Below are 1,660 nucleotides of genomic sequence, written 5' to 3'. Positions count from 1 at the left end.
CTAGCCTCAAACTTTCGTCTGGCTAGGCTGACCTGCGGATAAGTCGTAGGTGGCTGCGTTGTCGGATGAAGGCATGAGGGATCGCCGGCGCTGCGTTCGCCGGTTCTCCATGATTGCTCGTCGGTTCGAGGTGAATGCTCAGGCGGTGCGCAATGTGGTCCAGGCGGCGTCAATGAGGTGGTTGTAGGGCCAACCCTTCGGCAGTCGCAGCAATCGTCTCCTGCCGGTGTTGATGATGCGGCCGGCGACAGTGAGGATCCGCAGGCGCAGCCGTTTGGGTTCCCACCGGCGGACCGGTGCACGCTCACCCCAAGCAAGAGTCTGAGTCCAGGCCAGTAATTCGGCTGCGAGGGAGACGATTTCGAGCCAGATCTGATTCTGGGCGAACCCGTGAAACGGCAGGTTCCGCATGCCGGTGTCCTTCAACCCGCGGATACGGTCCTCGGCTCGGGCCCGTTGCCTGTGCCGGACCTCGAGGACCGGCAGGGTCCAGCCGGGACCGCGGGTGTTGGTCGCGAAACAGGTGATCCGCCACCCGTCGGCATCGGTCAACCGCAACTGCGCGCCGGGATGCGGACGCTCACGTCGGACGATCACCCGCATCCCGGCGGGCCAGTCCTTCGGCCCGGGCCTGGTGACCCGGGTCGGTTCCGGCATCCACGCGGTCAGCTCCGCGACCTGGGCGCCGTCACGAGGTTCACCCTCGCCGTCGACCGCCGCCCGCCACGCCTGAACAGGGATTGCCTCGATCGCCGTCTTCACCGTCTCGTGCGCGGGGAACCCGATCGAATACTCGAGCCCGAGGTCGGTGATGTGATGCAGGAACGCTTTGGAGCACCCGCCGGAATCGGTACGTACCAACACCTGCCCACGCTCCGATGCAGGCAGCTGATCGAGGGCGTGGTCGAGGGCGGTGATGTGGTCCTCCTTGTCGAATGGGGAAGCCTTGCCCGGCCGCAGATCCAGGACCAGCGGTTCGCCGGTGCCGTGTTCGCCATGGTCGACGAACACGCACATCGGCGAGAACCCGAACGTGCGCTTGTAGGTCGGCTCGGCGAGTTCCTTGTCCGAGTGCGCGGTCACCAGTGTCGAGTCCAGATCGACGATCACCTGACCACCGTCACGGTTGCCCGCGGTGCCGGCCAGTGGTCGGCGGCGATCCCACGCCGCCGCTCGAGCCGATGCACGAGCAGCCCGGATCGCGGGCAGCACCGTCTCGATTTCTGCGGCAAGGCCGGTGACCAGCCGGGACACCGTCGGATCGGAGGCGACCGGTCCGAACAGTTCGGGTTGGGCGCGCACCACCGCGAGGTCGGCGGCGCAGTCACCACCGAGCGCGATCGCCATGGCCAGGTCGATCAGCACCTTGCCCGGGTCATGACGTGATCGCGGCGCCCGCCACGGTGTCAACGCCGTCGACAGTGCCCGATCGACGCCACAGACCCTGACCGTCTCGCGCAGCAGCAGTGCCCCGGACGAGGAAATCAGCGACTCGCGGCGAGGATCGAGAACCAGAGCTGGGTACGGGTTAGGCTTCACCTGCGGAGTGCCTCTCTCGATGACGGATACTTGACCTTCGACAAGCCAAGAATCCACTACCGGACAGGCACTTCCGTGCTTTACACGCCGGGCTCAGCCCGCATGAGAGGAAATCTCCAGG

1 protein-coding gene is annotated in these 1,660 nt (G+C 66.1%); it reads right to left on the bottom strand.

Going from position 1 to position 1,660, the window contains the following annotated elements; all coding sequences use genetic code 11:
- Positions 1–138: 138 nt before the first annotated feature.
- Positions 139–1,539 (bottom strand): IS1380 family transposase, encoded by a 1,401-nt coding sequence (locus K3M35_RS25680; RefSeq protein ID WP_282189485.1) that lies wholly within the window; start codon positions 1,537–1,539, stop codon positions 139–141.
- Positions 1,540–1,660: the final 121 nt, after the last annotated feature.

This window comes from Rhodococcus sp. DMU2021 (assembly GCF_019641445.1).
Lineage (GTDB): Bacteria > Actinomycetota > Actinomycetes > Mycobacteriales > Mycobacteriaceae > Rhodococcus > Rhodococcus pyridinivorans.
This window is presented reverse-complemented; position numbering and strand designations above follow the sequence as displayed.